This window comes from Streptomyces sp. NBC_01460, from assembly GCF_036227405.1.
GTDB lineage: Bacteria > Actinomycetota > Actinomycetes > Streptomycetales > Streptomycetaceae > Streptomyces.
Map to the genome: position 1 here is coordinate 352735 of NZ_CP109473.1, position 24544 is coordinate 377278.

General features: G+C 72.9%; 17 protein-coding genes. 11 read left to right on the forward strand and 6 right to left on the reverse strand.

Annotated elements, in window-relative coordinates:
- Positions 1-95: 95 nt before the first annotated feature.
- Positions 96-695 (reverse strand): GPP34 family phosphoprotein, encoded by a 600-nt coding sequence (locus tag OG488_RS01685; protein ID WP_329225174.1) that lies wholly within the window; start codon positions 693-695, stop codon positions 96-98.
- A gap of 255 nt (positions 696-950) precedes the next feature.
- Here OG488_RS01685 and OG488_RS01690 point away from each other — a divergent pair, with 255 nt between their 5' ends.
- On the forward strand, positions 951-1724 hold the full coding sequence (locus OG488_RS01690) for a DUF1838 family protein (RefSeq protein ID WP_329225176.1): 774 nt from the start codon (positions 951-953) through the stop codon (positions 1722-1724).
- Positions 1725-1807: 83 nt separating this feature from the next.
- Here OG488_RS01690 and OG488_RS01695 read toward each other — a convergent pair whose 3' ends face one another.
- Together OG488_RS01695 and OG488_RS01700 are read right to left on the reverse strand one after the other, a co-directional pair.
- On the reverse strand, positions 1808-3298 hold the full coding sequence (locus tag OG488_RS01695) for a hypothetical protein (protein ID WP_329225178.1): 1491 nt from the start codon (positions 3296-3298) through the stop codon (positions 1808-1810).
- 55 nt (positions 3299-3353) lie between these two features.
- Positions 3354-4262: an NAD(P)-dependent oxidoreductase gene (locus OG488_RS01700; RefSeq protein ID WP_329225179.1), complete on the reverse strand. Its 909-nt coding sequence runs from the start codon at positions 4260-4262 to the stop codon at positions 3354-3356.
- A gap of 83 nt (positions 4263-4345) precedes the next feature.
- On the opposite strand from OG488_RS01700, the gene OG488_RS01705 reads away from it, so the two are divergent.
- The 6 genes from OG488_RS01705 to OG488_RS01730 all read left to right on the forward strand — a co-directional run bounded on the left by OG488_RS01705 (position 4346) and on the right by OG488_RS01730 (position 18120).
- A complete protein-coding gene (locus OG488_RS01705) occupies positions 4346-4717 on the forward strand; it encodes a winged helix-turn-helix transcriptional regulator (protein ID WP_329225181.1) in 372 nt (123 codons plus the stop codon).
- Between the two features lie 221 nt (positions 4718-4938).
- Complete coding sequence (locus tag OG488_RS01710; protein WP_329225183.1) at positions 4939-5799, forward strand: DUF4132 domain-containing protein; 861 nt, start codon at positions 4939-4941, stop codon at positions 5797-5799.
- A 74-nt stretch (positions 5800-5873) separates the two neighbouring features.
- The gene (locus OG488_RS01715; RefSeq protein ID WP_329238353.1) at positions 5874-11042 is read left to right on the forward strand and encodes a hypothetical protein; all 5169 of its coding nucleotides are present in this window, start codon (positions 5874-5876) and stop codon (positions 11040-11042) included.
- Positions 11039-12274 (forward strand): ATP-binding protein, encoded by a 1236-nt coding sequence (locus tag OG488_RS01720; RefSeq protein WP_329225185.1) that lies wholly within the window; start codon positions 11039-11041, stop codon positions 12272-12274. Before OG488_RS01715 ends, OG488_RS01720 begins: the two co-directional genes overlap by 4 nt.
- A gap of 3 nt (positions 12275-12277) precedes the next feature.
- Positions 12278-16261, forward strand: coding sequence for a DUF5682 family protein (locus OG488_RS01725; protein WP_329225186.1), 3984 nt, complete (start codon positions 12278-12280; stop codon positions 16259-16261).
- Positions 16258-18120, forward strand: a complete 1863-nt coding sequence (locus OG488_RS01730) for a hypothetical protein (protein ID WP_329225188.1) — start codon at positions 16258-16260, stop codon at positions 18118-18120. The genes OG488_RS01725 and OG488_RS01730 overlap by 4 nt, the downstream gene beginning before the upstream one ends.
- A gap of 162 nt (positions 18121-18282) precedes the next feature.
- Here the strand turns inward: OG488_RS01730 and OG488_RS01735 are convergent, their stop codons facing one another.
- On the reverse strand, positions 18283-19356 hold the full coding sequence (locus OG488_RS01735; RefSeq protein ID WP_329225190.1) for a glycerophosphodiester phosphodiesterase family protein: 1074 nt from the start codon (positions 19354-19356) through the stop codon (positions 18283-18285).
- A 206-nt stretch (positions 19357-19562) separates the two neighbouring features.
- Between OG488_RS01735 and thpR the strand changes: the two genes are divergently transcribed.
- Positions 19563-20159: an RNA 2',3'-cyclic phosphodiesterase gene (gene thpR, locus OG488_RS01740; protein WP_329225192.1), complete on the forward strand. Its 597-nt coding sequence runs from the start codon at positions 19563-19565 to the stop codon at positions 20157-20159.
- Between the two features lie 55 nt (positions 20160-20214).
- Here the strand turns inward: thpR and OG488_RS01745 are convergent, their stop codons facing one another.
- Positions 20215-20607 carry an STAS domain-containing protein gene (locus OG488_RS01745; RefSeq protein WP_329225194.1) on the reverse strand — a complete coding sequence of 131 codons (393 nt, stop codon included), beginning with the start codon at positions 20605-20607 and terminating at the stop codon, positions 20215-20217.
- Positions 20608-20918: 311 nt separating this feature from the next.
- Between OG488_RS01745 and OG488_RS01750 the strand changes: the two genes are divergently transcribed.
- Positions 20919-21416, forward strand: a complete 498-nt coding sequence (locus tag OG488_RS01750; protein ID WP_329225196.1) for a MarR family winged helix-turn-helix transcriptional regulator — start codon at positions 20919-20921, stop codon at positions 21414-21416.
- A 35-nt stretch (positions 21417-21451) separates the two neighbouring features.
- Here OG488_RS01750 and OG488_RS01755 read toward each other — a convergent pair whose 3' ends face one another.
- Complete coding sequence (locus tag OG488_RS01755; protein WP_329225198.1) at positions 21452-22642, reverse strand: PP2C family protein-serine/threonine phosphatase; 1191 nt, start codon at positions 22640-22642, stop codon at positions 21452-21454.
- Positions 22643-22910: 268 nt separating this feature from the next.
- On the opposite strand from OG488_RS01755, the gene OG488_RS01760 reads away from it, so the two are divergent.
- Together OG488_RS01760 and OG488_RS01765 are read left to right on the forward strand one after the other, a co-directional pair.
- Complete coding sequence (locus tag OG488_RS01760) at positions 22911-23798, forward strand: SigB/SigF/SigG family RNA polymerase sigma factor (RefSeq protein ID WP_329225200.1); 888 nt, start codon at positions 22911-22913, stop codon at positions 23796-23798.
- Positions 23799-23863: 65 nt separating this feature from the next.
- On the forward strand, positions 23864-24517 hold the full coding sequence (locus tag OG488_RS01765; protein WP_329225202.1) for a Type 1 glutamine amidotransferase-like domain-containing protein: 654 nt from the start codon (positions 23864-23866) through the stop codon (positions 24515-24517).
- Positions 24518-24544: the final 27 nt, after the last annotated feature.

The following is a 24544-nucleotide window of genomic DNA, read 5'->3' on the forward strand; positions in this document are numbered from 1 at the left end:
CGGACCCTGTCCATCGCACCACTGCCTGCTCGGCCCGGCAACAGGTGCAGCCCGGCTCCGCCCTCCCGGAAGCGCCTTCCACCGCGCGCCCGGTGTCAGTAGCCGCGCCAGATGTTGTCGAACGCCGCCCCTTCGATCGATCTGCGTTGCCGTTCGGCTGCCAGCTCCGTGACGGCGTGGTGGACCGCGGTCAGTACGGCGCCCTGGTCGTCCTCCAGGCCGGCCAGCGTGTCGTCCGACACCTGCCCGATGCCGGCCGCCGCCGCGAGGCTCGCGAGAACGGGTTCGCCGGCCGTCCAGCGGTCGTTCGCCCTGCTGAGGGCAGAGGTGTCGGCGTCTGCCGGACGAGCCTTACGGAACGGGTGACGGGACCGCGCCGGCGCTCCGAGGCCCGCTGCGTCGAGGTCGGCCCGATAGCGCTCGGCCAGCTCCGGGCCCCGGCGCCACAGCCAGTCCTCCACGGTGTCGTGAGGGGGACCCCCCGTGAAGGTCGATGCGGCCTCGAGCAGCAGAGCGTTCTCGGTGCGCGGCGTCGCGCCGGGCACGAGGCGCTCGCTGTCGAGGGTGACGGCCCGGGCACCGATGAGATCGATGAGTTCGGCTCCCGCCAACGCCAGCGACAGATCGCCCAACTCCACGCCGGGGTCGGTGTCCGGAGCGGCGGCGATGATCGACAAGTCCTGGGCTGTGGTCATGTACGACTCCAGGTGGGCGGTACGGCGACGGTCGCCGGGTCGAAGGGCCGGCTGACACACGAGGTGCGCCTCGGGACGCGGTCCCAGGAAGAACCCAGCTTCCCGGCCCACGATAGGCGCAGGCGCACCATCGGTCCGCTCGAATACGCACACGCGGCCTGCACCGGGCCGGGGAGGAGCGGTATTCCGGCCGCTTCGGACAGGACCCGGGTGTTTCCCACCCGGCCGGCGTGGTGACCGCGCACAGTGGGCCGTATGACGACACCCGCTGAACTGCTCCGCTCCTTCGCCCGCACCCGCGCCTCGCTCGACGGCGAGGAGGTCACGTACTGGTGGTCCGGAGACGTCTACTCCTGGGGTCCCGACGAGCCCTACCAGCGCGTCTTCGGCTTCGAGGGACTCAACGTCGCCCGGCTGGTCCAGGACGTCGAGGCCGGCCCCGGCTCCTACCAGCTGCTCACCCGCGAGGCCGCCTTCTACCTCGATCCCGCCACCCGCGACATCCTTGAGACCTGGCAGGACCAGCCGGTGGTGCACATCTGGAACGACCCGGCGAACCAGAAGTGGCGCCCCTTCCCGATCCCCACGACCGAGCTCGGCGAACAGGTCTGCTTCAGCCTGGAGATCCCCCTCGCCTACCCCTCGCCGCTGCCGGTGGCGCAGTACCCCGTCCACTCGGCGGGCGACACGTACAAGGCCCTGGAGCTCTTCCAGTTCTACGCCGACCGCGCCGACCTCGCCGGCCGGGCTCCCGGCGTCCCGGCCACCATGTCGTGGACCCGCATGTCCCCCTGGCTCCCGTGGATGGCCCGCGGTCAGCGGCCCGGCGGCCTCACCTTCCACTGCCGGGGCCGCAAGCTCGGCTCGTACGCCGAGGTCCCGGAGCGCACCCGCGCCTACATCTCCGACCACCAACCGGAGTTCGCCCACGCTCCGGAGAAGTGGAGCGAACCGAACGAGACCAGCTGGACGTACTTCCGCAAGCTCCATCCGAAGGACGGCACGGCGTACGGGCACACCACTTCCTGATCGCGGCGGATCGGCCGCGCCCCGGAGGCGCCGGGCCCGACGAGGTCGTCGGGTCCGCTGCCCGTCGTCGTGCCGTGCGGCGGTCAGGGCAGTCCGCTGCGGTCGAGCAGGGCGTGAAGCTTCTCCGGGGGCAGAGTCGGGTTGGCGGCGGCCGCTTCGGCGTGCTCCGGGGCTTCGAGGAGCGACGAGATCAGGGCGAGGGGAAGGAGCGGACCGGCCGCCGCGGCTCGGCGCACGCTCGGCTCCGGGTCGGCCAGCAGGCGGACGGGCGGCTCCGCGAGGCCGGCGTCGGCCGCTGCCAGGGCACGGAGTCCGGGGTCCTCGTCGTCGAGGAGGCGGTGCAGCCCGGTGCGGGGCAGGCGCGGAAGCGTGAGCAGGTAGGGGCGTTGGCGCGGCATGGCTATGAAGGCGTCGAGGAGGAGGTCGGGTGGCGCGAGCGGATGGTTGCAGGCCAGGAGGTGGCGCACGTCGGCGTCGGGGTCGGAGGCCAGGCTTCGGACCAGCTCCTGCGGCAGCTCGGGGCAGGTCGCGGCGATCCGGCGCATGAGTGCGTGGGGGGATGCCGCACAGGCTTCGTACCAGCTCGTCCCCGGCTCGTCGAACATCTCGTCGACCGTGCCGATGCTCTCGGCCGTGTGGCCGATGACGCGGTCGATCGCACCGCGCTGCGACCAGGAACGTGGGAGTGGCTGCAGCACGGCTCGGGTTCGTACGGCGCTGTCGGGATCCTGGGCGAGTTCGGCCAGCAGCACCGGATCCAGGTCGGCTCTGGCGGCGACTCGTTCACGTACGCCGGGGTCGGGGTCGCGCACCAGGCGGGAGACGACACCGGTCGGCAGATGGGGATTGCGGGCCAGGGCTCCCAGATCACGTCGCTCGGCGAGGCACCGTTCGGCCACGCTGCGGGAGACCGCGTAGTTGACGAGCAGCAGGGAGCGATGGTGGCAGCCGTTCTCGGGCAGGTCCGCCTCCATCGCCTCCGGGTCCAGGATCCGGCTGCTCGCGCGAGCTCTTTCACGCACCGCCCTCACAGGATCGGCCAGAAGTGCGTCGCGCCGGCCGGGGGTGAGCCACAGCCACAGGCCGACAGCCTTCATCCGCAGTTCGGGGTTCGGGTGATCGAGCATCCTGCGGCGGAACGACGGCGGGATCTGTCCCGAGATCTCCAGCTCCTGTCTGATCTCATCCGCCGTGAGCAGCCGGTCCCGGGTGGGGTCGTCCCGCGCGGTCAACAGGGTTTCCAGGACGTGGTCGGGCAGCGCCTGGACCCTTCCCAGACGGAGGCGAGGGCCCGCTGCGAGTGCCGCGCGCACGAGGGGATGAGGGTCGTCGACCAGTCGGCCACGCTGCTCGGGGCCCACGTGGCGGTTGCGGGCGAAGCCGCGGCGGATCCTCCACTCCGGGTGTGCGACGACTGCCTCGACGACGTCCTCGGGGAGAGGACGTTCCTCGCAGAGGACCGCCCAGGCGACGCGTGCCCGGGCGGTCAGCAGACGCAGCAGAACCCCTGGAGGCGCAGCCGGGTTCGCGGCGACTCCGCGCCACCACAGTTCAGGAAGGACGGGAGAGGACATCGGGACATCGTGGCAGTGATCGAGGCGCCGTGTCCCGGCTCCCTTCCGCGTGCGGTCAGCGTGGTCCCCGGATGCTGTCGATGATCCGGGTCCAGTTGTCGCCGCCGTGTCCGTCCTTGATCGCGCGCCGGTAGTGGGCCTGCACGGCCAGGGGAAGCGCGAGATCGAGGTCGAGGGAGGTGCTGGTGTCGACGATGTGGTCGGAGGTCGCCCCCATCATGGTGACGGTGCTGAGGTCGCCGGGGTGCTCGCCGGCGTCGAGCGCGGCGCCGGGGTTCTCCTCACCCGCCCGCATGATGTCCCCGATCGAGTCGGCGGCGGAGAGCAGCTCGGGCAGCGCTTCCCTGGCCGGGATTCCTGCGGCGCCCAGCATCGCCGTGGCGTGCATCAGTCCGGACAAGGTGGTGAGGAAGAGCGCGAGTTGGGCCTGGTACATCATCTGGGCGAGGCCCGGATCCTCACCCAGGTACTTCGGTGTCCCGAGCCGCGCCAGGGTCGCCAGATGGCTCTCCATCACCTCGTGGCGGCCGCTGTAGTAGACATAGGCCGCCTCCGTGCCGACCATCGGCGCGGGGACCATGGCACCTCCGGTGAGGAAGCCGGCGCGGTGGCCTTCCGCCCAGGCCACGGCCTCGCGTGTGCGGTCGGGAGTGTCCGAGCTCAGGTTGACCAGTGTCCGGCCGGCGAGGGATGCGGTGGCGCCGCCGAGGACGTCGTACATGGCCTGGTAGTCGGTGAGGCTGAGGATCACGAGAGGGCTCGCTTCCACCGCGTCGCCGGGTGTCGCCGCGAGCGTGGCTCCGTCGGCGACGACGCCGTCGGCCCGGCCGACGGTGCGGTTCCAGACGGTGACAGGGTGGCCCGCGCCGAGGAGCGTGCGTGTCATGGCCTGCCCCATCGGACCGAGGCCGATCACGGTGACGGGGTACTTCCGACTGATGGTGGGCTTCTGTTGTTCGTTCACCGTTCCATGGTCGGAGGGCGCCGCTAATCTCGGAAGTACCCACTAATTACTGCGGTACTTACCTTTTAGTAAGGGGACTCCCCATGGCGAAGGCACCGAGATGCGGGCCGTACATCTGCGGCATCGACGCCGCGCTGGACGTGGTGAGCGGCAAGTGGAAGGGGCTGATCCTCTGGGAACTCGACGCCCACCGTGTACGGCGCTTCAGCGAACTCCGTCGCGGTCTGCCGGGAGTGAGCGAGAAGATGCTGACGCAGCACCTGCGTGAGATGGAGGCGGACGGTCTGGTGCACCGGACCGTCCACGCCGAGGTGCCACCGCGCGTGGAGTACTCCCTGACCGAGCACGGGCGCACACTCAACAGCGCGCTCGAGCCCCTCGGGGTGTGGGGGACCGAGCGGATACGCCGCGAGGGCCACGAAGCGGTCGACGTGGGCGGGACCGCGCACGGCTGAGCTCGGCCGCCGACACGGTTCCCGTCAGGGTGTGCGCGCCAGGTGCGGGGCGGATTCCGCCGGGGGTTGTGCGGGCCGTGCGGCCAGGTGGACGGGCCCCGAACGCATTGTCACTGGTGGCGCCTAGAGTTTCTCCCACTCGTCACGGTGCGTCGCCGTCGACGGGTCTCATCGGCGTGCCGGCAGACCGGCGGCGTCACGGACAACGGGGAGAACAGCGCATGGGGTGGGTTCCGGCGGGCGACTACGAAGTCGCTCTGGAAGCGGGCACGGTGGTGTGCCGCAACGGGAAGGGCCGGCGGTTGAAGTCCGTCCCGGCCAAGGTGAAGGACGACCCGGCGGTCGTGGGGCTCCGGCAACTGACCGAGTGGCTGGAGCGGCACGAACGCCGGTGCCTGGCCGACGTCGAGCAGTGGATGGTGCGTTCGCTGCCCGTTCCCACGGCCGTTCTCGCCCAGGTCTGGCCCGACCCTGCGTGGCAGGCCGCCCTGCGGGACGTGGTGGTGACCGGCACGGACGGCGGGGTAGCCGGCTTCCTGCGGGACGTCGACCCCGCCCGCGGTCTCGGTCTGGTCGACCTGGACGGCGACACCGTCCGCATCACCCCGGACGTCGTCAGGGTGCCTCACCCCGTCCTCCTCGACGACCTGGACGACCTCCGGGAGTTCGCGGTCGAACTGGGTGTGCGCCAGAACGTGGAGCAGCTGTTCCGGGAGGTGTGGCACCGCCCGCCGGGCCTTGCCCCTGACACCACCTCCGTCGACACCTACGCCGGTGGCGTGTTCAAGGAACTGCGGTTCCTGCACGGCCGCGTCACCCAGCTCGGTTACCGGTCGCGTGGCGGGTACGCGGTCTGCCCGGTCGTCGAGGACGGCGTCACCGCCGAGGCCCGCATCTGGATCGGCGAGCACGACGGCTACGACGAGTACGGCACGGAGACGGGCTCCCTGGGCTGGACCGACCCCTCAGGGCGCGCTGTGACGGCTGCCGAGGTCGGACCTGTCACGTGGTCCGAGGGCATGCGCATGGCGGCGGCGCTCTACGCCGGTCGCGACGTGGCGGACGAGGAGCGGGCGGCATGAACAACACCACGACGACGAACACCGGCGTGATCACGCCGCCGACCACGACGACAGCGAATTCGATGGCAGCGAACATGACAGCGTCGAGCACGACCGCATCCGACACGACGGCGTCGGACCATGTGTCCCTCCCCGCCCAGGCCGGAGGTGAGGGCACCTTCACCCCCGCCGCCGAGGCGCGCGCCGCGGCACTGCTGGATGCCGGTGCGATCCTCCCCGCCGGTTCCACCGAGCGGGACGACGCCGATGTGCTGACCGCCCGCACCTACACGCACACCGCCCTCGGCGACCGCTCCGTGGTCCGGCTCGTGCCCGGCACACTCGGTGAAGCCGAGGATCTGGCCCTGGAGTTCCTCGGGCTGGCCCGGACCGCCGAGGCCCCCGTGGTGGGCCAGGTGCGCCGCGAGACGCTCGGCTTCCCGGCCTGGGCCCTGGTCAACGATCCGGCCAACGGGCACCACGCCCTGGCCCTGGTCAAGGACATCGAGCGGCTCGGCCGGCAGGCCAGGACCCGCGCCGGTGCGGCCAAGGAAGGCTTCGACGCACTCGGCACCCGGCTCGGCAGGGCCGTGCCCCACTTCCTGCCCACCTACTACGAGCAGGTGGCGCGCCTCTTCCTCCAGGCGGAGAACACCAGTTACGCCGCCTCCTTCTTCGGCAAGGCCCGCGAGGCCGAGCGGGTGCACGGCCTGGTCGTGGACGAGGACCGGCAGCGGGCCGTCTTCCTCGAGTTCGCCTTCGCGGGCGCGCTGACCGTCAAGGCGCTGCGGCAGTACGTGCGGGACCTGGTGGCCCGGCTCGCACCGGCGGACGCCTGGGCTCAGTTCCGCCGTCTGCTCGTCGAGCGCTGCGCCGCCGGCATGCCACCGTACGCGGCACTGCCGCAGGACGTGCGCGCGCTGGTCAAGGCCGCCGGGCTGGACCGTGAGGCCGCCGAACGCGACCTGGTGGCCGATCTGGTCGGCTCCCCCGGAATCGTCCGCGCCCCCGCCTCGTTCTGGACGGCCTACCGCTCCGCGCTCGTCGCCCTCGCCCGGCGGGATGCGGCCGTACGGGCCCGGCTGCTCGGTTTCTTCCCGGAGACCTTCAGCGAGAGCGGGCGGGACACGGACGGTGAGAACGGATGGCTCGCGCTGCTGGCCGAATCCGGCGCCGAGGACCTGCTGACCGCTCTCCCGGACACCTCCGGCTCCCCCGCCTCCGGTGACGTCTCCGTCTCCCCCGCGGACTGGCTCGCCCGCTGGGAGGCGCACCGCCGTCGCAACCGCGCGATCGCGGCGCGCAGCCCGCAGACCCTGGACCTGACCGGCCGGATGGCGGACCGGCTGCGCGCCGACGGGCGCCCCGTCGAGCTGTTCCAGGGGCGTTGGCAGCGCACCGCCGACCTGGACCTCCTCGACCTCTGCCTGGCGTCCGGCGTCCCGGTCGCCGAGCCGGACGCCCAGGACACGGGAAGCACGCAGCATCCTGGCGTCGCGCTCGGCCCGTGGCTCGGCGACACCGCGCCCGGAGCGCGCGATCTCACCGCTGTCGCCGACCGGCCGGTCTTCCGTGCCCTGCTGAGCCGGACCGTCGGCAGTCTCGGCGACGGACGCGGCCAGCGGCTGGGGGACATCGCCATGGCGAAGCTGGCGGCGCATCCGGTGCTCTCCGAGGTCCTGCGGGAGTGGCTGACGGCCTGCGCCGAGGAGTACACGGCCGCGCGAGGACTTCCGGGGCTGCGGACCGCCCTCAACAAGCTCTCGCTGTTCAGCGCCGTGGTCACCGAGGTCGCCCCGGAAGCGGTGCGGCTCCTCAAGGGCCATGACGTCGTCCCGCTGCTCGCCTCGACCCTGCGCACCGGTGTCCTCGACGAGTTGGGCTGGCCCGCGCTGGACGACACGTACACCGAGCTGGCCGCGGAGGCCGCCGCCACGCGGCAGCGGCGCAACCGGTCGGAGGGCGTCGGCGTGACCGGTGCCTGGCCCGCGCTGATCCTGAACACCCTCGAACGGGCCGTCGTCGTCGGCCCGGAGGGCGTTCTGCTGCAGCACACCCTGCGGCTGCCCGCCGGCATCGACCAGTGGCGGACGCCTGCCTTCCGTTACGTCGACGGCGAACTGCTGGTCATCTGGTGGGAGGACGGCAAGCAGCGCGGCTACTGGTCGCACCGCCCCGCCGAGGTGTTCACCGTGGGCGGGGAGCAGATCCCCCGCTGGGGCGGCTCCGGACCCTCGGACGAGGTCTGCCTGCCCCTGCCCGGCGGCGGCCGCGCCACAGGTGGCAAGGCCCTGCACGCGGGCGACACCACCCTTCCGCCGCAGCGCGCCGTCCTCTCCGACGGGACGGGTCTCTGGCGGGACGGTCACCAGGGCACGCAGCAGGTGTGGCTGGAGTACGACCCGGTCAGTGGCACGCACGGCCGCGCGTCCCTGCCCGCCTTCCTCCGCTCCGGCGTGCGGGACGGCACCCGGCTGCTCACCGAGCGCTGCCAGGTGCTGCCCCTCCAGCCCGGTCTGGAGACCACTCCGTTCGGCACGGACGGCACGGTTCTCGGCCGCTGGGTCCGCCGTACGGTCGCCGAGCCGGGCGTGGCTGCCCCGGCGGACGGGCACCGGGTCGTCGCGGGCACCCCCGACGGCCACACGGTGTCCCTGCCGCACCCGCTGCCCGGCGGCGGCTCCCCCGTGCCGCTCGGCGCCCTCACCCTCCCCGGCGGGTCTCGCCCCGTCATGGCCCTCGCCGGGTCTTTCGTCGAGGCCCGTCCGGCGGACACGGAGGGCATCGGCGGAGGCCTCTGGTCCGTCCGCCTCGACTCCTCCGGAGGAAACGACGCCGCGGGCACCCCCTATGTCCCTCCCGTCGCCTTCTGGCACGCCCTGCGCCCGAGGGACGAGCGGGGCTCCGCCGCCCTGCGCGACTTGACGGGCTCCCGCGCCGAGGAGTTGTTCAACGAGGTCGCCGCCGCGGTCGCCCGGCATGCGGAGGCGTTCCGGGCCGAGAAGGACTACAGCGGGCCCTCGTCGCGTGAGATGAGCGAGGAAGCCGTCGCCCGGGTGCTGCCCGAGGTGTCCGACGCGCGGCTTCTCGCGGGCGTCACCGGTCTCGTCCGCAATGCGGTGGACAGGGCCGTCGCGGCCGCCCGCTACCTGGAGCCACCGCGGCCCGTCGTCCCTCGGAGCACCGCTCGTACCCAGGGCATGTTCTTCGACCGCTCCCCCGAGCACGGCGACGACACGACGCTGCTGCACGCCACCGCCTGGGGCACCGAGCGGATGCACGGCGGCTGGTGGGGAGGCGGGAGCCGATGGACCGTGATCCAGCAGATGCTCGCCGTCAACCACGTCCTCGGCGGTGAGCCGGCGTTCGGCCCGCCGGTGCAGTCCAAGGTCCCGTTCGTGGCCGTGGACGGCTGGCAGCGGGACGAGTGCACCGTCCCAGGTCAGTCCGCGGACTGGACCACCCTGCTCGACAAGCTGCCCGAACTGGCCTACCGGGCCGCCTCGGCGACCACCTCGCCCGAACACCGAGCCGGCCTCCTTGTCCTCCTCGACACGCTCGGTGCGGGCCCGTTGGCGGACCCGGCGGGCACGGTCCGGCACGTGACGCTCGTCGAGCCGCACGTCCCCGCGACGCCCCAGCAGCACCGCTCCGAGGCCGTGCACCGCCTCGGACAGGTGTTCCGCAAGGGCGCCCGCACCGTCGTGGTCCTCGCCGAGCGCGGCCGGAACTTCCGGGACGACTCGGCACGCTGGCTGGCCCTGGACCACGACCCCACCGGCGCCTTCGGCCCCGTCGCGGGTTTCGCCCTGGACCACGAGCACGTCCACCGGCAGGGCATCGCCCGGGACCGGCTCTCCCGGCTCACCACCCTGGTACGGGAGGAGGGACCGGCAGCCTGGCATCCCGAGGCGGCCGAGGCCTTCCACACGGCCACCGGGATCGGCCCCCTCCAGTCGGCAGCCCTGGTGTCGGCCGCCGTCCACGAGCCGGGCGCAGAGGCGCTGGGGCTGCTCGGGGCGAAGACCCGTGCCTTCGAGGCGGCACAGGCCAGGCTGGACGCTCTGCCCCACGCCGACCGACACGCCCTGCTCCAGGCACTGCTCCCCGCCGACCCGGCCGAGCTCTGGTCCACGGGCCCGGACGTCCTGGCCGCTGCCGAGGTCTGGCAGGCCCGCCTCGCCTCCCTGGTCCGCGTCCCGGAGGAGCTGGACCTCGACCTGTCGGGCACCACCCCCGGCGCCGTCGACCTGATCCTCAACTCGGACTCCCGGACATGGCTGGGCCAGGGCTCCCCCGTCGAGGACGGCACCGGCCGGCCGGGCCTGCGCCGGGTGAGCACGTACGGCTCGCTCTCCTCCGCCCTGACCGCGCTGCGGACCCTCGCCTACACGCTGCCGTACGGGCACCCCCTGCGGGCACACCTGCCCGTCGGGCTCGCGGCACTGCGCCGCACCCTCGCCGACCCGGACCTGGTGCTGGACCTCGGGCTGGACTGGACGGAGGACGGCAGCTCGATCGGCCCCGTCGTACGATCCGCCCACCAGCTTCCCGAGTCCGGCGGCGCCGGGCCCGACGGCCTGGTCCGGGCCGGTGCGGCACTGCTCCTCGCAGCGGGCCACGGCACCCAGGAGAAGCTGCTGGTCCGCCCGGCCGGTCTGGAAGGCCCCGAGGATCCGGCGTTCGGGCTGGCCGAGGGCATCGTCGCGCAGTACCGGGCAGGTGAACTCCGCGCCCTGCGGACCCTGCTGGGCAAGGAGGCCGACGCCCTGGTCTCGGCGGGCGCCCCCGACGGCACCCCGCACCACCCGGGCCAGGACCCGTCGCGCGCGGTGCCGGACCTGGTGTCCGAGGCCGCCGGGGCCCTCGGGCTGAGCGCCGACTCAGCAGCCCTGTACCTGATGCTGCTCGCCCTGCCCGACCCGACGGACCGCAACTGCGTCCGCTGGAGCGAGTGGAAGCCCGCACGGATCAAGAAGGCCCGGACGGAGCTCGCCGCCACGGATCTCGTGGTCGAGGCCAAGCGCTCCCGCGCCGGCCGCACCCTGTTCCTCCCCTGCGGCTGGCTGGAGCGTGGCGCCCCCGGCCTGCCGCTCGAGACCTGGAAGGAACGGCTGTACCCCGTGGAAGGGTCCGCCCGGACCCTTCCGGACGTCCCTGTGCCCGATCTGTTCGCCGCAGCCTGGGCACGGGTCCGGGGTGGCGACGCCCCTGCCTTCGAAGAACTGGACACCCGCGCACCCCGGAAGGGCCGCCGCCGATGACGAGCGACACGACGACCACCACCAGCAGCGCCCCCACGGGCGGGGTCCCGGATCGGGCGACGCCCGCCGTCGGTGCCACCGGGAGGCAGAACCGCCAGGTCACCCTGCCCGAGGACCGGTACGCCACCGAGCTGGCCTTCCTCTCCGCCCACGACTCGGGGCCGCGCCCTCCCGGCTGGCTGCTGACCCCGCGCGCCGTCGTGACCTTCGTGATGGGCAGTGCGGGCGAGGCGCTCGGCCTGCCGAAGTCCGCCCGGCCCGGCACCGGGGTGCCGCGCCGCCTGGTGATCGAGCAGAAGTTCGTCGGCGAACGCGCCCTGGTCGAACGGTGCGTGGTCACCCTCGCCGGGGAGCGCGGACTGCTGCTGGTGGGCGAGCCCGGCACCGCGAAGTCCATGCTCTCCGAGCTCCTGTCCGCGGCCGTCTGCGGAACCAGCGCGCTGACCGTCCAGGGCACCGCGGGCACCACCGAGGACCAGCTCAAGTACGGCTGGAACTACGCGCTGCTGCTCGCCCAGGGCCCGACCGAGCAGGCCCTGGTGCCGTCCCCGGTGCTCACCGCCATGACCCGGGGCGCCGTCGCCCGCGTCGAGGAGGTCACCCGGTGCCTGCCGGAGGTCCAGGACGCGCTCGTGTCGCTGCTCTCCGAGCGGCGGATCGCGGTGCCCGAACTCGCGGGCGGCGAGGGCTCCCAGGTGCACGCCGCCCCGGGGTTCACCCTCATCGCCACCGCCAACCTGCGCGACAGGGGCGTCTCGGAGATGTCCGCGGCGCTGAAGCGGCGCTTCAACTTCGAGACGGTGAGCCCGATCGGGGACGTGGACGCCGAGACGGCGCTCGTACGGAGCCAGTCGCGGGCGGCCGTGGAGCGGGCGGGAGCCGCCTACCAGGTGGACGACGCGGTCCTCGAAGCCCTCGTCACCGCTTTTCGGGACTTGCGGGAGGGCCGTTCCGTGGAGGGCTGGGAGGTCGAACGTCCCTCCACGGTGATGAGCACGGCGGAGGCGGTCTCCGTCGCGGGAGCCCTGGGCCTGGCCACCGCCTACTTCCCCGGCGACCGGGACGTGCTCTCCCTCCTGCCCGGCCATCTGCTCGGCGTCGTACGCAAGGACGACCCCGCCGACGCGGCACGGCTGCTGGGGTACTGGGACGGGCCGGTGCGCCGGCGCGCGGAGCAGGGGTCGGCCACCTGGCGTGCCCTGTGGGAGCTTCGCTCGGTGCTGGAGAGCTGACCGATGAGCCAGTCGACCACCAGGGACATGGGGGCCACCACAGGGGTGCCGCCCCTCGCCGAGGCGCCGCCCCTCGCTGATTCGCCGCACGGAACCGGTGCGTCACGCGCCGGTGCACCGCAGGGCGCCACGGCTGGGCCTGCGATGCGGGAGGCCGGGCCCGTCACCCCGGAGGACGCGGTGGCGGCCCTCGCGGCGGCCGGACCCGGGCTGCCGTTCCTGATCGGGGTGCGCCACCATGCGCCCTCGCTCGCGGCCGCCCTCCCTGCGCTCCTCGACGAGGCAGCCCCCGACGTCCTCCTCGTCGAGCTGCCGGCCGAGTTCCAGCCCTGGCTGGGCTGGCTCGCCCACGAGGAGACCGAAGCTCCGGTGGCGCTGGCCGCCGTGACCGCCGACGGGGCGTCGGCGGGAGGCGAACGAGGGCCCGCCTTCTATCCGTTCGCGGACTTCTCGCCCGAACTGGTCGCCCTGCGCTGGGCGGCACGGAACGGGGTGCCTGCCGTGGCCTGCGATCTACCGCTGGCCGACCGGGCCTGGGCATGGGGCGGGCCGGACGCTCCCGCCCCCGCACTCCTCCCGGGCTCCGGCTCCGCGCCCGCAGGAGAAGGGGGACACGGACTGTCCGCCGCCCTCCGGTCCCGGCTGACCGGCCGCGAGGGCGACGACCTGTGGGACCGGCTGGTGGAGGCCCCCGCACCCGGCTCGACGCCCGAGGCACTCCGTCGTGCCGCCCTCCTCACCGGCTGGGCGCTGCGGTACGAGGCCGAGGCACGGGGCGGTGTGGACGGCACGGACCTGGTGCGCGAGGCCTGCATGCGTAGGCATGTCGCCGAGGCACTGGCGAGCGGGCAGCGGCCGGCCGTGGTGGTGGGGGCCTTCCACACCCCGGCCCTGCTGCCGGCCGCCCCCGGCGCCGCCGACCCGTCCGCCCCGTCCGCCCCGCGCGAACCGGGCACATCCGCCCCGCGCGAGCCGGGCACGGACGGCCGGGTGAGCGGCGCCGCTTCGACGGAGGCGTGCACCGTCTCCCTGATCCCGTACACATATCCACTCCTCGACTCACGGTCCGGATACCCGGCGGGCATCCGGGACCCGGAGTGGCAGCACACCGTCCTGGAGGCCGCCGGCTCCCCGGCCGCGCTGCACGAGGCGCTGATCCGCACCGCGGTCCGGGTCTGCGCGGCCCTGCGTGAACAGGGCCACCCCTACGGCCCGGCGGACGGCCGGGAGGTCGTCCGGGTCGCCGGGGACCTGGCGCGTCTGCGCGAACTGCCCGCCCCGGGCCGCGGCGAACTCCTGGAGGCCGTGCAGACGGTGCTCGGGCGGGGCGAGACCTACGGCACGGGCCGCGCCGTTGCCCAGGCCCTCGAACGGGTCCTCGTCGGATCCCGCACCGGACGGCCCGCTCCCGCTGCTCCGCGCAGCGGCCTGGGCCCGGCCGTGGAGGCCGACACGGCGGCGCTCTCGCTCCCCGGTCCGGCGGACGCGCACGAGAAGACGCCGCGTGACCTCCGTCTCGACCCTGCCCGCTCCACGCTCGACGCACGTCGCGAACTGCTGCTGCGCAGGCTGACGGTGTGCGGTATCCCCTACGCCCGGGAACAGGAGGTGACGGGTGCCGCGGGCTCGGAAGGACTGACGACCCGCTGGCAGGTGCGGTGGACCCCGGCGACCGCCGCGATGCTCACCGCGGCCGGAGCCCGCGGCGTCACCCCGGCCCAGGCAGCCGAAGGGGTGCTGCGGCAGCGGCACGCGGCCGAACGTGCGGAAGGCGGCCCCACGGCCGCCCAGGTCGTACGAGGCCTCACGGAAGCCGCCGAGTGCGGACTCCCCGCCCTGGCCGACGAACGGCTCACGGAACTGACGGCGGTGCTCCCCTCGAGCGGGACGCTTCCCGAGATCCTCACCGGGCTCGGCCTCCTCGAACGCATCGACGCGGGCCACCTGGCGGGCCTGACATCTCCCGAATCCACCCCCGAAGCCCCCGAAGCCCCGGAAGCACCGGAAGCACCCGGTGCTGCTGACGCCCTGTCAGCTCCCGGGACCACCGGACGTCCGCACGCCACCGCCACCGTGACTGCCGGGGCCTCCGGCCGTACCGCCCGCATCGCCGACGCGGCGGAGCTCCTGACCTCGGCGGCGGTTCGTCAGGTCGACGGCCTGACCGGATCGGAGGAGCCCGAGGACGCCCGCGCCCTGCTCGAACTGGCTCAGCGCGCCGACCGGGTGGGCGGTATCCGGCTCACCGACGCCCTCGTCCGGCTGGCAGCCGACGGCACCCCGCTGATCGCCGCCGCCGCCGGGGCCGTCCGGGTGCTCACGGGCCACGAGGAGGCCGAGGCCTTCGGGGTGCGCGTCGCCTCCTGGGTGGACGGGGCTGTGGACGCCGCCTCGCGGACGGCGCTCACCGCCCGCCTCACCGGCGTACTGACGGCGGCGGGCCCGCTCCTGACCGTCGGAGTCGCCGCCCTGGACCCGTTGCTGCACCGTGTCGTCAAGCTGGACGACGCTGGTTTCCTGGCCCGGCTGCCCGCCCTGAGAGGCGGCTTCGACACCCTCAGCCCCGCCGCCCGGGACCGGCTGCTGGACACGGTCGAGGAGAGACTGGGCGAACAGGTGGACGGCCTCGACGCCGACGACCCTGCCGAGCTGGCGGCCCGGACGGCCGCCGACCTCGCGGCCCGCGAACTCCTGACCGGCCTCGGCCTGCCCGTACCGTCCCCCACCCACGACGACCGGTTCCCGCAACAGCCGGACCACCTCACCGGGCCGCCGCTGCCCGCCACCGGAGCCGGCTCCGGAGCCGGCTCCGCGGAGTCCGTCACCGGCACAACTCCCACCGTGCCGGCCATGTCCGCAGCGCCCGACGCGGTCGTCCCCGCACGAACCCTTGCGCCCGCCGACCGGTGGCGGCTCGTCCTCGGGCGACGTCCCGATCAACTGCCGTCCGGTGCCGCCCGACTGGCGACCGCTCTGGACGAGCTGTACGGAGCGGGACGCGGCGAGGGATCCCGCGGCGGCATGCCCGGCCGGGGCGGCGGCCGCGAGGCATCGTTCCCCGGCGTCCGCGAGTGGTCCGAGGAGCTGGCCGCGCTCTTCGGCCCCGGGGTCCGCGAGGAGGTCCTCGCCGCCGCGGCTGCGACCGGCCGGCAGGACGTCCTCGCCGAGATCGACCCGGCCGCGGCAACTCCCTCCGTGGAACTGCTCCGTACGGTCCTGCGGTACGCCGGCGGCCTCCCCGAGGCGCGGCTGGCGGCACTCAGGCCGCTGGTCCGCCGCCTGGTCGACGAACTGACCCGGCAGCTCGCCACCCGGTTGCGGCCCGCCCTCACGGGCACGATGCTGGCCCGGCCCACCCGCCGCCCCGGAGGCCGGCTGGACCTGCCGCGCACGCTGCGCGCCAATCTGGCCACCGCCCGCCGGACGGCCGACGGAACGGTCCAGGTGATCCCTGAGAAGCCGGTCTTCCGCAGCCGCGCCCGCCGGTCGGCCGACTGGCGCCTGATCCTGGTCACCGACGTCTCCGGATCCATGGAGGCGTCCACGATCTGGTCGGCGCTGACCGCCTCCGTGCTGGCCGGGGTGCCGACTCTGAGCACTCATTTCCTCGCCTTCTCCACGGAGGTCGTCGACCTCACCGGCCATGTGCACGATCCCCTCTCCCTCCTGCTGGAGGTGAGTGTGGGCGGCGGCACGCACATCGCCGCGGGGCTGCGGCACGCGCGCAGCCTGATCACGGTGCCCAGCCGCACCCTCGTCGTCGTCATCAGCGACTTCGAGGAGGGCGCTCCGCTCGGCGGGCTGCTCGCCGAGGTGCGGGCCCTGGTGGCCACCGGCAGCCACGTCCTCGGGTGCGCGAGTCTCGACGACGCGGGCCGGCCCCGCTACTCGACGGGCGTCGCCGGCCAGCTCGTGACCGCAGGTATGCCGGTGGCAGCACTCAGCCCACTCGAACTGGCCCGCTGGATAGGGGAGAAGACCACATGACCGCCGCCCAGTTGCCGGCCGTCGCGCCGGAGGTCACGGCCACCCTGGTGGAAGACCTCTCGCCCCGGCTGCGCAAGCGGCTGGACGCGGCGGTCACCAAACTCGCCGCCCGCCCGGTGCACCGGGACGGGGACACCGTGACGATCGCCGTAGACGACGAGACCGATCTGCGCCTGCACGCCCCGGGCGGTGTGGTGGCGACGGCGGACGCCATCACCTGTGGCTGTCTCCTCTCGCCGGCGTGTGTCCACCGGGCGGCTGCCGCCTGCGCCGCACCCGCGGCGGACCCGCCCGCCGAGGCCGCCGGGCAACCAGAGGCGACGGCAACCGAATCCGCACCGCATCCCGACAACGCACCCCACGACCACGCACCGCATCCTGACCACGCACCGCACCACGTCACCACCGACACCGGCACCGACGCGGCACCCGATGTGGCGAGCCCGGCGCAGTGCGCCGCGGCCGAGGCCCTGCGGTCGGCGGCCGCCGCCGTGCTGGAAGCCGGCGTCGACGGCGCCGGCGCCGTCGCCCAAGCGGCACTCCTCCGCGCCGCGCACACCGCCCGGCTCCAGCACCTGCCGCGCGCCGCGGGCGCCGCGCTGTCCGTCGTCACACTGCTGCGCGCGGCCCGCGCCGGGGACCCGTCCTACCGCACCGCCGACCTCGTCACGGCCCTGGCCGAACTCCTGGGAACGGCGCACCGGCTGGGCAGCGCCTCCGGGGACGAGCTGGACGCCGTCAAGGGCAGGGCACGCCGCCCGTACAGCCCGGACGGCTCGTTGCGGCTGTACGGACTGTTCACGGAGCCCGTGGTCACCGCCTCGGGGCACGGCGGCGCCCGTACCTGGGTCGTCGGACCCGACGGCCGGCTCTGCACGGTCGGCGACGTGGCGCCCGGAGGAGTCGGGCGCGCCCTGGGCGTGGCCGACCGGGCCGTGCGCCTCGGGGAGAGCGCGCTCACCCACCGGGAGCTGGGCCGGGCCGGCCTGGCGGTCTCGGGTGCGACGGTCTCGCCGGACGGAAGACTCGGTGCGGGGAAGGGCGTCAAGGCAGTCACCGCCCGGGGCACGGCATGGACGGAGCCGCCGCTCGCCGCCCTGTGGGAGACACCGCCGTTCCAGCAGGCCACCCGGGCCCTGCGGTCCGTCTCCCGGTACGCGGACCCGGACGGCGGCGGCAGCGATCTGCTCTTCCTCGACGTCGACCTGCACGGCACCGTACGGGAGCCGGGCGGCACCTGTCTGCTCGCGTGGTGCGACGGTGGCGTCGCCGTCCGGCTCACGGTCGCCGACGACGATCCCGCGCTGGCCCACCGGGACAACCTGATGCTGCTGGCCTCGGCACCGGGGACCCGTCTGCGGATCATCGGCCGCCTCGTACCGGCGCTCCACCCGAGGCTCGCCCTCCTCGCCTGCTCGCACCCCACCGGTGAGGGCACGATCGATCTGGGCTTCGACCGGCTGCGCCGCGCGGACCTGCCCGTCCCGGACGCCCGCGTGGAACCCGTCCGGCACGAGCCCGTCGATTCCGGCGCAGGATCGCCCCTGCATCTCCTGGAGCGCCGGGTCGAGCAGACGGTGACCGCGGGCCGCGCCGCCCTCGGCCTGCTCGGCGACGTCTCCGCCGGGACCCGACGCCTCCGCCGCGCGGGCCTTCCCACGGCCGCCGGCCTTCTTGCCGTCCTGCGTGCCTCGGCGGCCCGACGGGAACGCGACCCCTTCGGCCGCCTCCTCCCCGCCGACACCGACGGCTTCGCCACCCACTGGCTCGCCGCCGCCCGCTACACATCCGCTGTATCCGAGTCGCTGTGCGCGGCAGCCTGGGAACCTGCGCAGGGAGGTACGACCAGGTCGCGGTAGCAGCAGACGGGCGATCGGCACGGAGGCCGAGGCGGTCGGTCCCGTCTGTTCCTGTGGGAACACCGGCTGTCCGGAGGCCCTTCGGCGGGCGCCCCCGGCGAGGGGCGCCACGGAGTGCGCGTCCGGCAGCGACCCACGAGCGTCACCCCGGCCGGGAGGCCGTCAGTGGCGGGGAGCCGGATACGACGTGGGCAGAGGCATTCCCCGGGCGGCCATGATGTCCCGCACGCGGTCGGGGTAGTCGGTGATGATGCCGTCGATCCCCATGTCCATGAGTGCCTCGACGGTGGCGGGGTCGTCACAGGTCCAGGGGATGACCTTCAGGCCACGCCGGTGTGCGTCACGGATCATCCGGGTGTCGGGGTAGAACCGGAATCCGGGGTCCGCGACCGTACCGTTCTGCGGGAATCCGTAGTTCGGGGACAGCGCGGTCACCCCGGGGATCGAAGCGGCGGCCCTGACGAAGTCACCGTCGTAGTCGTCGGCGTCGATCCCTCCGAGCCAGGGGGACGCTCCGTCCTTCCCCACCTGAAGGAAGTCGTAGTTGGTCAGCGCCACCAGGGGGTAGGACGGCGCGAGCCGGTGCATCTCCTTCAGCGCCCCCCAGTCGAAGGACTGGACGGACACCTGCTTCTCGACGCCGGACCGGTGGATCTCCTCGTGGACGCGTCGTACGAACAGCTTCCGCGGAGCGGTCTGCTCGGGTGCCCCGGCCTCCACCTTCGTCTCGATGTTCAGCTTGACGCGCTTGGCGCGGTAGCTCTTCACCAGGTCGAGTACGTCCCTGAGCTCGACCATGCGGAAGCCCTTGATCTGCTCCTGCTCCGGATGGCCGGGAAGCTGCTGGTAGCCGCAGTCCATGCTCTTGATCTGGGCGAGGGTCAGGTCCTTGATGTACTTGCCGACGTACGGGTACATCGGGTCGCCGGGCGTCAGCGGACCGGTGTCCTGGCACTTCTGGGCGCTGACCTGCCGGTCGTGGTTCACGACCACACGGCGGTCCTTGGTGATCTGGGTGTCCAGCTCCAGCGTGCTGACGCCCAGGCGTATCGCCTTGCCGAAGCCCTCGAGGGACTCCTCCGTGGTCAGCCCGAGGCCTCCTCGGTGGGCCTGCAGGTCGAACGCGGACCGAGGGGCCGGCTCGTGCTCGCGGGGAGCTCCGGCCGCCTGCGCGGTCGCCGGGAGAGCGAGGGCGGGAAGCAGGGCCAGGGCGGCGGCTGTGTGCCTCAGGGACATGTGGGCCTCGTCTGTTGCATCGGATGGACGCCGGGAAGCCAATCCTGCGGATTCGGCCCGGACGCGGCCCACGTGTGAGGAGATCGTGAATGTCCGGGGAACGCTCGCCCGCCCTCGGGATCGCACGACCGCTCCGGCCCGGAGCCGGCCACAGGAGTGCGGGCCCGGGCGTTCGCCCCGGCGGCCCGGATGGTACGAAGTCCGGTGTGAACGAACAGAACCGGTCCGCCACCGTTCGCGTGTTCATCGCCCTCGCCCCGCCCGACCACGCGAAGGACGAACTCGCCCGGGTGCTGCGCCCCGCCTATGACACGCACCCCCGTATGCGGTGGAACCGCATCGAGGACTGGCACATCACCCTGGCGTTCCTCGGGGAGCTTCCCGCCGTGACCGTGCCGCTCCTCCGTAGGCCCCTCGCCGGCCTCGCGGCAGCCCGCCAGCCGCTCCGCCTGGCCTTGCGTGGCGGTGGAGCCTTCGACGACCGGGTGGTGTGGAGCGGGATCGACGGCGACCTCGACGGACTGCACACCCTCGCGGCGGATGTGCGCACCGTGGTGAGGGGGTGCGGCGTCGCCTTCCCGGACCGCCCCCTGCGCCCCCATCTGACACTGGCCCGCGCCCGGCGGGGCGACCGGTCCTCGGCCACGGAGATCGCTGCGGGCCTCGCCGGTTTCAGCGGCCTGCGGTGGCCCACCGAACGTCTGCACCTGGTCGGGAGCAATGCCGGCCGGAGCAGCGGACCGATCCACTACGGCGACATCGAGGCCTGGGCCCTCGGCGGCGGGACCGGCACACCCTCCTGAGGGTCCGCCCCCGACGCACCCGACGTCGCGGAGCTCCGTGGCCGAACCCCTCCGGTCAGGGGGTTTCGAGGCCTTCCGCCGAGTCACCGGGCCGCACGATCCGGTGCAGCGCCTCGGCCGTGGTCGACAGAGTGGGTATCACGTGAACGACCCCCGTGATGTCCAGCAGTCTCGTCAGGTGGGGTGGCGCGGCAGCCAAGGACAGGGAGCCGTGGCGGTCCTTGGCGTAGCGCAGGATGCTGATCATGGTGTTGAGGCCGGAGGAGTCGCAGAATTCGACGGGCGCCAGATCGAGGACGAGATGCGGTCTCCCCTCCCTGATGAGCTCCAGAGCTCTGGTCCGCAGGACAGGCGCACTGTCCACGTCGATCTCACCGGAGACGTGGAGGACCGCGATCGAGTCCGCCGGGTGCCGGACGGTGAGAATGAGGGGCGAGCTGTGCGTCATGGGTGTCAGTGCTCCAGGCCGGTGGGCGGTCGCCGTCCCGGCAGGAGCGGCGGTGACCGCTGGAAGATCACGCATCGTAGGTCGACTGCAAAACCGTACCCCATGGCAACTATTGTCATGCGGAAACATACCGGGGCCGATCGCGACCTCCGAAGCCTGTGACTGACAGGGGTACGATATTCGGGGCGACCAGCGTGCCTCGGAACCTTTGTCCTGGCTTTCCATACGAGCGCATCAAATGCCCGGCTCGTTTGCTCGGTCCGGTGGCCAGACGGACGAGTGGGACGATTCCGGATCGGAGTGTCATCAACATGGGCCTGAGCCCCGAACCCGACCACCGGTCCAGGGACATGGCCCGCGAGGGTTCCGAGTTCGTCGAACTCCTGGAAGTCCTCTGGGAGCACGGCCGCGACGCCGTCCCGACAGGCCCGGTCTCCCCCTCCCAGCTCCGCGTGCTGTACACGCTCGACCGGGAGGAGGGCATCAACCTGCGGATGCTCGCCGAGGCCCTGGGATCGGCCTCCCCCTCGGTCAGCCGGCTGTGCGACCGCCTGCAGGCCACCGGCCTGGTGGAACGCGCACCCAGCCCGGTGAGCCGGAGGGAGCTGGAGCTCCGGCTGACCAGTCACGGCAAGGCATACCTCGTCGATCTGCGTATGCGCAGGGAAAAGGTACTGATGTCCACCATCGACGCCATGCCGACCAAAGCACGCCGTTCGCTCCTCGAAGGGCTCAGGGCCTTCCGTAACGCGGCTTCGGCCTCGGGACAGGACAGCGGCGGAGCGAGACCCCTGCGGTCGACCGGGTAGAACCGGCCGACCGGCCGACGAGGGTTCGGCACACTTCACACAGCGGGCGCATCGCCGGTGGAGGACTGCCGGCCGAACCAGTCGAGGCAGACCACGAGGGCATCGTCGTCCAGCGGCGCGGCGGACCGGTAGTCCCGCAGATCCCGCAGCACGGCCAGTGGCACCTGCTCGGACGGCAGCAAGCGGTGCGCGGAGAGCGACCGCGCCAAGGCGCGCTCCCCGTACCGCTCCCCGGCCGTGGACGCGCCGTCGTAGACACCGTCACTGCCGATCAGCAGCCGGTCGCCCGGCTCCACACGGAGCCGCTCCGCGACGTACTCGGTCTCCTCGAACATGCCGAGCGGCAGCTGCGCGTCGAAGTCGACGGCCTCGACACCACGCCCCCTGAGGCGCCACATGCGGGGGGACCCGGCATCCACCGCCTCCATCTCGCCGGTGGCCAGGTCGAAGCGCAGCAGCAGGACCGACGCGTACAGCGCACCGCGGTGCTGGGCGTAGACGGCCTGGTCGGCGAGGCTGGCCTGGCCGGTAAGGTCGAGGCCGGCGCGCCGGGCGTTGCGGAGGGCGTTGACGACCAGATTGGTCAACAGGGCGGCCTCCATCCCCTTGCCCATGCCGTTGGTGACGGTGAGCGTGAGGTGGTGGGCCGACACCGACCAGTCGAAGTTGTCTCCGAAGATCGCGTACGCGGGCTCCAGATGAGCGCCCAAGGAGAATTCGGGGCGGGACACGGAGCGGCCCGGCAGCAGCTGCCACTGCATCTCCGCGGCCAGGGTCAGTCGCGTGGCGCGGCGGGCGAGAAGATAGAGGTCGGTGTCCCGCTCGGCGACCAGGATCTCGTGGCCGAGCGCCTCGCAGATCTGCTGCATCTCCGCGAGGCCCGCCCTGGAGCAGCTCGCCTCCGGACACGTGACGCTGAGCACACCGAGCCGGTCACCCCGGACGGTCACCGGCAGATGCGCGGTTGCCGGACCCGGCGCGGTGCGGGGCTCCACATAGGGCTCCTGGGCCCCGAACGCCCGCCCCTGCGGGCTGTCATGGACGGCAACCGGCTCGGCGAGCGGCACCTCGGACACCACCTGGAGCGTGGTCATGCCGTAGTCGGCGAGCCGCAACTCCACGTTCTCCACGTCGTACTGCTCCCGCAGAGCCGCCGTGACGACGTCGACGAGCAGGTGAGGTGCGGCTCTGCGCAGCTCCCGCTCGACGGCAGCGAATCTGTCCACGTGATCCTGTTTCTCATCGTGCTGCGCCGGGACCCGGACCGCCCGAGGGGGCCCCGGCCGTCGGCCTCCAGCGTACGGGGCCTGTGCCCGATCCAGCGCGGCGCGCCCGAGAGGTCGCACCGGTGGCCGGTGATGCTCATCCTACGATGTCCGGAGACAACTGTTTCCACACAGCAAGAAAATTTGGCCTCATCACGCATGGGCCCCCCGACTCCGGGAAGGGGCTCGTCAGTAAGCGCGCTCAGCACGAGCAAAGGGTGGGAACGAAATGACCGCTGAACTGACTGCCGGGACCATATCGACTGACCGCGTGTCAGCCGCGAAGGTGTCGCCCGAGCGTGTCGGGGAACTGCCCTGGATCGAGGACACGGGCAAGGTGACCCCGAAGGACGCCCGCGCCCTGTCGACGCTGTTCTTCGAGCAGCTGCAGGTCCTGGAGGAGGGCACGCACGAGTACCAGTACGCGCGCAACACCCTCATCGAGATGAACATCTCCCTGGTCCGGTTCGCCGCGCGCCGCTTCCGCAACCGGGGCAGCGGTGACATGGAGGACATCACCCAGGTCGGAACGATCGGCCTCATCAAGGCCATCGACCGTTTCGAACTCTCCCGGGAGGTCGAGTTCGCCACCTTCGCCGTCCCCTACATCGTCGGCGAGATCAAGCGCTTCTTCCGTGACACCACATGGGCCGTGCACGTCCCCCGCCGTCTGCAGGAGCTGCGGGTGGAACTGGCGAAGGCGAAGGACGAACTCGCCACCCTCCTGGACCGTGACCCGACGGCGCGGGAACTGGCCGAGCACATGGGCCTCACCGAGGACGAGGTCATCGAGGGCATCATCGCGTCGAACGGCTACACCGCGGGCTCGCTGGACCTGCCGACGAGCACCGGCGAGACCACGGGCTCGGCGACCCGTACCTTCGCCGACATCCTCGGCGAGCCCGACTCCGCCATGGAGACCGTGGAGAACCTGCACGCTCTCGCCCCGCTGATGGAGCAGCTCGACGACCGTGAGCGCCGCATGATCGAGATGCGCTTCGGCCAGGAGATGACGCAGGCGCAGATCGGCGCCGAACTGGGCGTCTCCCAGATGCACGTCTCCCGTCTCCTCACACGGACGCTCGGCAAGCTCCGCACCGGCCTTCTGGCGCTGTAACCACGGGTCCGCCGTTCTCCGGGCCCTGGCTCGTCGGCGGCGGCCGAACGGTCTACGGTTCCCGGATGCGCATGTATCTCTCGTCGTTCCGCACCGGTGACGCCCCGGACCGGTTGCTGGCGCTCCTGGACGAACCGGCCCGCACGAGCGAGGTGGCCGTGATCGTCAACGCACTCGACGCGCTGCCCGGGGAGGAGCGGCAGGCGGCGCTCGAACGGGAGATCGACGCACTCACCGCACTCGGCCTGCGCCCGGTCGAACTGGACCTCCGGGCGTTCTTCGACGAACCGTCCGCTCGAGCGGCCGAAGCGCTGAGCCGGTTCCCGCTGGTCTGGGTCCGCGGGGGAAACGTCTTCGTCCTGCGCCACGCGCTCGCTCGCAGCGGCGCGGACCTCGCGCTGACCGACCTGCTGCGGCGCGACGCGATCGTCTATGCCGGTTACAGCGCCGGAGCATGTGTCCTCGCACCCGACCTGCACGGTCTGGAACGCTGCGACGACCCTCGAGCGGTCCTGGCGGCCTACGGCGCTCCCGCCCGCCGGGACGGCCTCGCCCTGCTCGACTACGTCGTGGTGCCGCACATCGACTCCCCCGGCCACCCCGAGAGCGAGGTTCTGGGTACGGTCGCCGAGCTCTACCGGGCCGCGGGGACACCTCATCAGCCCCTTCGTGACGGCCAGGCCATCGTCATCAACGGTGGGAGCACCGAGATCCACTGACGTCCCTCCCCTTCCGCCGAGCCGCGC